This window comes from Gelidibacter sp. (assembly GCF_035515035.1).
In the GTDB taxonomy this organism is placed as follows: Bacteria; Bacteroidota; Bacteroidia; order Flavobacteriales; family Flavobacteriaceae; genus Gelidibacter.
In genome coordinates this window covers 1-8692 of the sequence record NZ_DATJCA010000052.1, presented here as the reverse complement: position 1 = coordinate 8692, position 8692 = coordinate 1, and the positions used below count along the sequence as shown (strand labels likewise).

The 8692-nt window shown below is 35.8% G+C and carries 7 protein-coding genes and 2 pseudogenes; 4 read left to right on the top strand and 5 right to left on the bottom strand.

Translation table 11 applies throughout. The annotated features are described in order from the left end of the window. Both VLZ86_RS04555 and VLZ86_RS04550 read right to left on the bottom strand, forming a co-directional pair. Nucleotides 1-1357: pseudogene (locus VLZ86_RS04555) on the bottom strand (hypothetical protein); the annotation flags it as partial. Between the two features lie 30 nt (nt 1358-1387). Next, a complete protein-coding gene (locus tag VLZ86_RS04550) occupies nt 1388-1912 on the bottom strand; it encodes a hypothetical protein (RefSeq protein WP_325449191.1) in 525 nt (174 codons plus the stop codon). A 343-nt stretch (nt 1913-2255) separates the two neighbouring features. On the opposite strand from VLZ86_RS04550, the gene VLZ86_RS04545 reads away from it, so the two are divergent. From VLZ86_RS04545 to VLZ86_RS04530, 4 genes are all read left to right on the top strand, one after another. Next, nucleotides 2256-2741, top strand: a complete 486-nt coding sequence (locus tag VLZ86_RS04545; protein ID WP_325449189.1) for a histidine phosphatase family protein — start codon at nt 2256-2258, stop codon at nt 2739-2741. A gap of 161 nt (nt 2742-2902) precedes the next feature. Beyond that, a complete protein-coding gene (gene ppk1 / locus VLZ86_RS04540) occupies nt 2903-4963 on the top strand; it encodes a polyphosphate kinase 1 (protein ID WP_325449187.1) in 2061 nt (686 codons plus the stop codon). 3 nt (nt 4964-4966) lie between these two features. Beyond that, nucleotides 4967-5875 (top strand): exopolyphosphatase, encoded by a 909-nt coding sequence (locus tag VLZ86_RS04535; RefSeq protein WP_325449185.1) that lies wholly within the window; start codon nt 4967-4969, stop codon nt 5873-5875. 93 nt (nt 5876-5968) lie between these two features. Next, nucleotides 5969-6496, top strand: a complete 528-nt coding sequence (locus VLZ86_RS04530; RefSeq protein WP_325449183.1) for an outer membrane beta-barrel protein — start codon at nt 5969-5971, stop codon at nt 6494-6496. A 100-nt stretch (nt 6497-6596) separates the two neighbouring features. Here the strand turns inward: VLZ86_RS04530 and VLZ86_RS04525 are convergent, their stop codons facing one another. The 3 genes and pseudogenes from VLZ86_RS04525 to VLZ86_RS04515 all read right to left on the bottom strand — a co-directional run. After that, complete coding sequence (locus VLZ86_RS04525) at nt 6597-7178, bottom strand: tRNA-(ms[2]io[6]A)-hydroxylase (RefSeq protein WP_325449181.1); 582 nt, start codon at nt 7176-7178, stop codon at nt 6597-6599. A 65-nt stretch (nt 7179-7243) separates the two neighbouring features. Next, the gene (locus VLZ86_RS04520) at nt 7244-7804 is read right to left on the bottom strand and encodes a hypothetical protein (RefSeq protein WP_325449179.1); all 561 of its coding nucleotides are present in this window, start codon (nt 7802-7804) and stop codon (nt 7244-7246) included. Nucleotides 7805-7902: 98 nt separating this feature from the next. Next, nucleotides 7903-8692: pseudogene (locus VLZ86_RS04515) on the bottom strand (DNA polymerase III subunit gamma/tau); the annotation flags it as partial.

Below are 8692 nucleotides of genomic sequence, written 5' to 3'. Positions count from 1 at the left end.
TAAAACTGATACTTCCTGGAACAAATTCAGAAGTAAACGGAATCGGAATAACTAATTTTGCGTTTTCGATAGGCTCTGTGCCTTTGTTTCTAATTTCCAAACCATATTCGATTTCATCACCTGGAAGGGCAACGTAAGGAGCGTTGACCGCATTCCCGGCAATGCTTTGTATAGAAAGTAATCCTTCAGATTCTGGAATATAGGCATCTACAGCAAACGTAATATTGAAAATAATATAGGAATCCTGTGTCGATCCATATTGGAAACGTGTGGACGTTTGATTGTTACCTATAATGGAATTATTAATGTTGTCAAGGTCAAACATGGTGATGTCCAATCCGGTATTATTCAATAAATTTGGATTTCTTGCCCCTTCAGTTCTTATGGTAGAATTAAAGAAGTTGGTCATACTGTTCCCGTCGTGCCTTAACGGTTGGTATGTATTATCACTTTGTTTTTGAATTTTAAAATAATCACCGCCGATTGATCTGTCTCCTTCGCCGGCCATAATGCCTAATCTTAAATTGACAGGACCACTTTGTGTAGAATTGAATCCTACAACATCTAATGTATGGTTTAATGTGGCGTGACCTTTTATATATGCATGGCCATCAAAAACGGTAATGTCCCTCCATTTCATTTGTGAATTTTCATAAACGACCACCATTCCCCAGCCCCCAAAATAACCGATGTCGTCACCATCACCTTCTACAAGAGCCATGTCAGCAACATGATAGACGCCGTCTTGACCATTGTTTTTAACGTAATCTGTAACATCAACATATGCTGAGTACATATTGTCATCAACTCCTGATGGATAATAAATGTCATTGGGATTTGCTGTTAATTCAGTATAGTTTGTTGCATTAGGTCCTTTAATGGATATTTTTCTTTTATCGAAAGTTTTAGTCACCGGAACAATTTGGTTATTTACCTCCACATTCTTGGTTACGGTAAATGTGTTTTCTGCTCCGGCTCTTCCTGACCAGTATAATCCTGCGTAAACAATATTGGAACAGTCTGGAACTGCACCAAACTCATCTGAAAATGTAAGCGTTGCCGATGAAGAATTTAACGTGTTGGGATCATTGTCCACATCCACATATTTCATGTCGTCAGCGTTATTACCATCGTCAGTATAATTTACCAAGGTGAGGTTGGTATTTCCTATCATGGTAAAATCACCTTTTACATTATAGATGGTTTTTCCCGGAGTAAATACTGAAGATCGAGGTGTAAAAGGAACTTTCACCTGACCATAAGTAAACAAAGTGGGAGATAATGCTAAAACCATAACCAATACTAGATTTAGTATTGGTTTTAAGTTATTTGATTTTGCGGAGTATAGTTTTTTCATAGTGATAACTTTTAAAGAAGTCAGTAGGTATTATGAACGTTTATAAGAACTGAAAAAGAAAACGATCTCCGGATCTGCATTTTGAAGGAACGACCGGATCTGATTTTCGGAAATTTCAAACTCACATTTTAAATAGATGTATTTCAAATTGCTAAAACCTCTAATGGCATCCACATTAAACGGATTTCTCAAATCATTTACTGAACTCAAGTTAATGGTGATAAGTTCAATTTGATCGTAAAGAGAATTGCCTGTGGAAACAAAATTAAAGGATTGTGTATCCAGAAACTTTAAGACCACTGGCGCACCAACACCTTCAACATTCAAAATACTATTATTTTTGACATAAACAGTAGTTTTTAAGTCATAAAGTAAGTCAAAAGGAAAATCTGAAGTTTTCTTAGAGCTTCTTTTATTTATAGTAGCGCCTTGGGCAAGAGTCTGTTCGCGATCGGACAAATTATGGATGACATTTTTTTGTGAAAAAGCAGTGCCAGAGAAAAGTCCAATAAGTATGATCATACTTAAAAACTTTGTGTTAAATTTGGAGTTCATAGTCCTAAAATGTTTATTTAATCTAATTGTTTTATGACTTAGCGACCTTTTTTTGATAGGCAGCCAAGCAATCTGTTTTTATTTTAAGCTATCGTGAATTAAAAACGAATGTGCCTAAAATAAAATTCTTTAAATACGTAGAGGGAAGAGGCACTGCAAACCAATGCTGGAATGGATTCATTAACATGTTTTTGATTTGGGGTCATTTACATTAATTTATGTGAACAAAGCAACAGATAACAATTAGTTAAAACAAAAATAAATGTTGAAGAGACGAAAATAATCGATAAGAAGGACATATGCAACACTTTGTCGATAAAATATGCATTTAATCGAGTATAAAATGAAAACAATTGTACTAGTAAGGCATGCCAAATCCTCTTGGGACCACGATGTCAGTGATTTAAACCGTCCTTTAAGTAAGCGAGGTTTTACTGATGCAAATTTAGTTTCCAAGGCGTTTGGTGCTTATAATTTTAATCCTGAGGCCATTTACTCAAGTCCTGCCAACCGTGCACTAACTACCTGTCAGCTGTTTATGGATAATCTGGGTTTGGAAAAGAAGTTATTGACTATTGATAAGCATCTGTATGATTTTGGGGGCAATCAAGTGCGCCGCTTTATAAAATCTTTAGATAATGATTTGGAGAAAATCATGATATTTGGCCATAACCATGCATTTACATCTTTGGCCAATAGTTTTGGAGATGCAGACATTGACAATCTGCCAACCTCAGGTTTAGTCATGATTGAGTTTAACGTTAATCAATGGGAACAGGTAAGTCAAGGTGAAACGAAACTGATCCTAAAACCGAAGGATTTTAAATAAACCGTATGGTCTGTCCATACGATGTTCTGCGAGTTTTGGACAAGTGGCTGTGCGTTTCATTGACGAAGGAGTTCAAAAGTGAAAGTATATCTTGTGCAACGCCTTTATTTTAAGTTATAAATAGAATATATTTGTGTTTGATTAAATTCAGTCCTCACTTAATGATAAAAGACATCAATTCCAATACATACATCAATAGAGAATTAAGTTGGTTACAGTTTAACGAACGCGTTCTACAGGAAGCTGAAGACGAAACGGTCCCGCTTATTGAGCGCCTTCGCTTTTTGGGTATTTTCTCCAATAACTTAGATGAGTTTTTTAAGGTGAGATACGCCACGGTCAAACGTATTGATGAAGCTGGAAAAACTGGTAAAAGCGAGTTGGGAGGGATTTCAGCTGGCGAATTATTGGAAATTATCACACAAATTGTCATTAAGCAACAAAGTGATAGCCTCGAGATCTTGGCAACCATTCACAAACGGTTGGAAGATAAAAATATCCATATCGTCAATGAAACACAAATTGACGAATCACAGCACAAGTTTATAAAAAACTATTTTATCCAGCGTGTAAGTCCTGCATTGGTAATTATTATTTTGAGTGAATTGGTGAAGTTACCAACCTTAAAGGATAGTGCTGCGTATCTGGCCGTTAAAATGGTATTCAGCAACCAGAAAAAGCAATTTGCTCTTATTGAAATTCCTAAAACCTTGGATCGGTTTGTGGTGTTGCCAAAAAAAGGCCCCGACAATTATATCATTTTGATGGATGATTTATTGCGGTACTGCCTGAATGATATTTTCAATATTTTTAAATATGAATCCGTGTCAGCCCACATGATCAAAATCACACGTGATGGCGAATTGGATTTTGAGAGTGATCTGAGCAAGAGTTTTATAGAAAAGATTTCAGATAGCGTTAAACACCGACAAATAGGAGAGCCTGTAAGATTTGTTTATGATAAAACCATAGATGACGAAACGTTATTGTTACTCATGAGCATGATGGGCATAGATGCCAAAGACAGCGTTATTCCTGGTGGACGATACCATAACAGACGCGATTACATGGATTTTCCAAGTTTGGGAAGAACAGATTTGCTGTATGAAAAAATAGAACCGCTCCCAATTAAAGGACTAAGTTTAGAGACGAGTATTTTTCATAATATCGCTAAAAAGGATTATTTGTTGCATACCCCTTATCAGACGTTTTCCTATATTGTCAAATTCTTAAGGGAAGCAGCCTTAGATCCTAAAGTGAAAAATATAAAGATTACCATTTATCGATTGGCACAAATTTCACACGTGGCCAGTTCCCTGATCAATGCCGCTAAAAACGGAAAAAAAGTAACTGTAGCTATCGAGTTGCAGGCACGTTTTGATGAACAGGCAAATATTGATTATGCCGAGCAAATGCAGGCAGATGGTATCAATCTTCTGTTTGGTGTTAAAGGTCTCAAAGTACATAGCAAGATGTGCGTCATTGAACGAGAGGAAAACAATAAAATTAAACGTTACGGATTTTTAAGTACTGGCAATTTTAACGAATCCACCGCTACGTTATACACGGATTATACCTTATTTACATCAGACCAAAGAATCTTGAAAGATGTGGTCAAAGTATTTGATTTTTTCGAAACCAATTATCGCATTTTTAGATATAAGCACATTATAGTTTCGCCACATTACACTAAAACGAAATTGTTTAAACTTATTGATACTGAAATAGAAAACGTCAAAAATGGCAAACCCGCGTATATAAAACTAAAACTTAACAGTCTTTCAAGTTATATGATGGTGGATAAGCTTTATGAAGCCAGTAGAGCAGGTGTAAAGATACAGATGATCGTTAGAGGGATTTGTTGCTTGGTTCCCGGAATTAAAGGCATGAGCGAAAATATAGAGGTCATCAGTATCATTGATAAATTTTTGGAACACACCAGGTTATTGGTATTTTGTAATAATGGTGATCCGAAAATTTATATTTCTTCAGCAGATTGGATGTCAAGAAATATTGAAAATAGGGTAGAAGTCACCTGTCCTATTTACGACCAAGACATTAAAAATGAGCTTTTGGACGTTTTTCATATTGCTTGGAATGACAATGTAAAGGCGCGATTATTGTGTGGCACTCATGAAAATAAATACAGACGTAATAATTTGCCAAAGGTAAGGTCACAATTTGAGATCTATAATTATTATGCCAATAAACTACAAGATTAAACTATGTTGACCATTAAAAAATATGCGGCTATTGACATTGGTTCCAACGCGGTACGCTTGCTTATTTCAAATATAATTGAACAAAAAGGAAAGCCAACCCTTTTTAGAAAAAGCTCATTGGTACGGGTCCCAATTCGGTTAGGTGCGGATGTATTTTTGAATCGAAGGATTTCTAAAGAAAATGAGTTGCGTTTGGTAGACACCATGAACGCATTTAAATTGCTCATGGCTTCCCATAAGGTTGTGACCTATAAAGCGTGTGCCACCTCCGCCATGCGTGAAGCTGAAAATGGTGACGATATTGTAAAGCTCATTAAAAAACAAGCCAAAATAAAAATCGATGTTATTGATGGCGAAGAAGAAGCCGCCATTATCGCTGCTACAGATTTGAACAGTTATATAGATCCGGGTAAAACATATTTATATGTGGATGTGGGTGGTGGAAGCTCTGAATTTTCTGTGATTCATCAGGGACAAACTGCCGCTTCAAAATCGTTTAAAATAGGAACGGTAAGATTGTTGAATGACATTGTTCAAAAGGAAGTCTGGTTGGAATTGGAAGGGTGGATCAAACAAAATACCAAAGGCTATGAAAAAATTGACCTCTTGGGATCTGGTGGAAACATTAATAAAATCTTTAAGATTTCAGGCAGGGCAGCAGGCAAACCACTGACATATTTCTATTTAACCTCATACTATAACATGCTCCAAACCTACAGTTATGAAGAGCGTATTACAGAATTAGACCTTAACCAAGATAGGGCCGACGTAATTATACCCGCCACTAGAATCTATCTTTCTGCCATGAAGTGGAGTAACGCCAAGTATATTTACGTTCCAAAAATTGGGCTTTCTGATGGAATTATTAAAAGTGTCTACTTTGGTACGGTATCAAGTATAAACTTGGTATAAGATAGCCGTTTATCTTCTTTTTATTGTTACATATCTAATATTTCATTGGAATAATAATTTTCAATATATATTCACAGCCTCAAATCAAGAATTATGAAAAAACTATTTACTCTTTTACTTATTGTAGGAATTACAACGGTCTCATTCTCTCAAGATATTAATTACGGGGTACATTTTGCCGCCAATGTCTCTAATATGGATTATGAAGTTGACGGTATTCGTCCCAATCCACATAGAATTGGTTTTGTGTTTGGTGCTTTTGTAGATTTTGGATTGACCGAAAATTTGGCCCTTATGACAGAATTACAATATTCTCCAGAAGGCGCCAATTTACAATATTATAAAACGGATTACCTGAATTTACCAGTCATATTGAACTACACTGTTTTTGGTGGATTTAAGGTTGGGGTTGGACCACAATTGGGTTTAAAAATCCATAAGCATCAGGACGGATTTAAAAACCTTGTTTTCTCAGGTGTGGGATTTGCTGAATATATGATAACCGATGAGTTTGGCGTCGATTTCCGTTATCTATACGGGATTTCGAACGTATTTGATGAAGAATTGAATCTTAAAGCCACACAAGGTGTGATGCAATTTGGATTTACTTACAGACTTTAATACCGAATAAATATAAAAAGAACAAAGCTCCATTCATTTTGGAGCTTTTTGCTTTTTAGAGTTTGCTTTGTGCATCAATTTAGGTAGGGTTCATAAGTGCCTATCCATGGATCGTTTCACCTATACTCAGGTTTGTCATTATTTCCGCTTCATACTCCAAAAGTTCATTCCATTTCTTATCTACTTCCTGTCGATCACCATATTGTCTGGCAAATCCTAAAAACATGGTATAATGATTTGCTTCACTCACCATTAATTTCCTGTAGAATTCAGCTAATTCTTTATCTTGTAATTCTTCTGAAAGCAGTCGGAAACGTTCACAGCTTCTGGCTTCAATTAATGCTGCATAGAGCAGTCTATGGACCAATTGTGTGGTTCTACTTCCACCTTTTGGGAAAAACTTAAGCAATTGAACGACATAGTCATCCTTTCGATCTCTCCCAAGTGTCCAACCGTTTTCGATAATTTTATCGTGCACCATTTTAAAATGGCTGATTTCTTCTTTGACCAAAGCAACCATTTCTTGCACTAACTCTGTATATTCAGGAAAACTGACAATTAAAGAAATAGCTGTACTTGTTGCTTTTTGTTCGCAGTAAGCATGATCTGTTAAGATGTCTTCAATATTCTTTTCAACAATGTTGACCCAACGTGGGTCCGTAGGTAATTTTAATCCAAGCATAATTTAAAAGTTTAAAACCCTGAGGTTTATTTTTTAATCCGTATCGATTTTTAATTTCATTTTATCTAACCGCGTTCATCAATTAAATTAAGAGTTTGTTTCCCAAAACCATCAATGGACATTCTGAACAATTTAAACGCATTGTTTTTAGGATTGATGAAAGAAATATCCAATTTAATAGCGACTTCGGTTGAGAGTTCCTGATTTACCCAGACATGCTGTAAAGTAGCATGATCCCAGAAACGGTCAGGATCCATAGTTTTAAATTGTTTAGCAGAAATATGGGTGCTTAAAATATCTTTAGATGCTTTTGAAATTCTGATTTCAGATTCGAATACACGTTGATATTTGACTTCTTTGGAAGTGGCATCTGATGTATTTGAAATCAGAATTTGTTCGTCTAAAAGCGAGTAGTTTTTGATATGAACATTCATACCGTTTGAAATAAGGGTATCTGTTACTATTTCAACATAAGCTTCAGGATGATAGCTGACCATTTCCGATTTGGTATTCTTTAAATTGAATTCAGAAATTGCGCGCTCTAAAGCTTCTTTCTTTGTTTGTCGGCCATCACAACTCAAACAAACAATTGAAATTAAAGCAAGTAATAGAAGGGAGTTTTTCATATGTCGTAAGTTTTTTAAAGACGCAAGGTTTCTAAAACCATCTAAGTTTTGCCACTTATCTTTGAGCGTTGTATCTGTTGTGTAGATGAGTTTTTAAATTAAATATCCAGTCCAAAGGTTTTTCTTAAAAGTTCAATATTTGGGTTTTTCTCTTTTAATTTCTCGTATTTGTCCAAGGGTGTAAAGGCATATTGTTTTGCGGCTTCCTCATTGACCTCAACATGTAAAGTTAGATCATAATTCTTAACTGCTTTTCTGAGATGTTCCATCAATGGAAACTGCGCACGTTCCAACTCAATTTTAAGGGACTCATTAGGGAATTCCACTTGTATTTCTGTACCTTTTAATTTGGGCTTGCTCATTTCCAAAATTGACACCATGATTTTCTCTCCTTTTTGATCTAAGGATTTAACGTAATCCTCCCAAGCTTTATGAAAGGCTTCAGGTGTGAAATCTTCTTTTGGTAAATCATTGGGGTCAATGACGACCTCCATTTGTTTGATGAGATGTTCTTTTTTAGCCCTAATACTTTTTAGAGAAAGACCGGAAGTGCGTTTCGGATCAGGTTTCAAATCGATTTTAGGAACCACTGGCTGGACTAAAACATTTGGTTTTTCCTGCGCTATAGTACGGGCTTCTATAGGTTCAGCAACGGTGTTACTTATGGGGGCCTCTTTTTTAGGAAGAGTTACTGCAATCGGAGTAATACCTTTAGCCTTAAAATAGGACGCTGGAATTATGTAGTGACTGCTATTTTTTTTTTCTCCATCAAAAGTGATAGAGGCAAGCTGCATTAAAGTGAGTTCAACGAGTAGACGTTGATTTTTACTGCTTTTAAATTTGAGATCACAGTCGTTGGCAAGTTCAATGCCCTTCATGAGAAATTCG

Excerpts from the sequence above, each read along its gene's own strand:
- VLZ86_RS04550 (WP_325449191.1), bottom strand. The coding sequence starts at position 1,912 with ATGAACTCCAAATTTAACACAAAGTTTTTAAGTATGATCATACTTATT.
- VLZ86_RS04545 (WP_325449189.1), top strand. The coding sequence starts at position 2,256 with ATGAAAACAATTGTACTAGTAAGGCATGCCAAATCCTCTTGGGACCAC.
- ppk1 (WP_325449187.1), top strand. The coding sequence starts at position 2,903 with ATGATAAAAGACATCAATTCCAATACATACATCAATAGAGAATTAAGT.
- VLZ86_RS04535 (WP_325449185.1), top strand. The coding sequence starts at position 4,967 with ATGTTGACCATTAAAAAATATGCGGCTATTGACATTGGTTCCAACGCG.
- VLZ86_RS04530 (WP_325449183.1), top strand. The coding sequence starts at position 5,969 with ATGAAAAAACTATTTACTCTTTTACTTATTGTAGGAATTACAACGGTC.
- VLZ86_RS04525 (WP_325449181.1), bottom strand. The coding sequence starts at position 7,178 with ATGCTTGGATTAAAATTACCTACGGACCCACGTTGGGTCAACATTGTT.
- VLZ86_RS04520 (WP_325449179.1), bottom strand. The coding sequence starts at position 7,804 with ATGAAAAACTCCCTTCTATTACTTGCTTTAATTTCAATTGTTTGTTTG.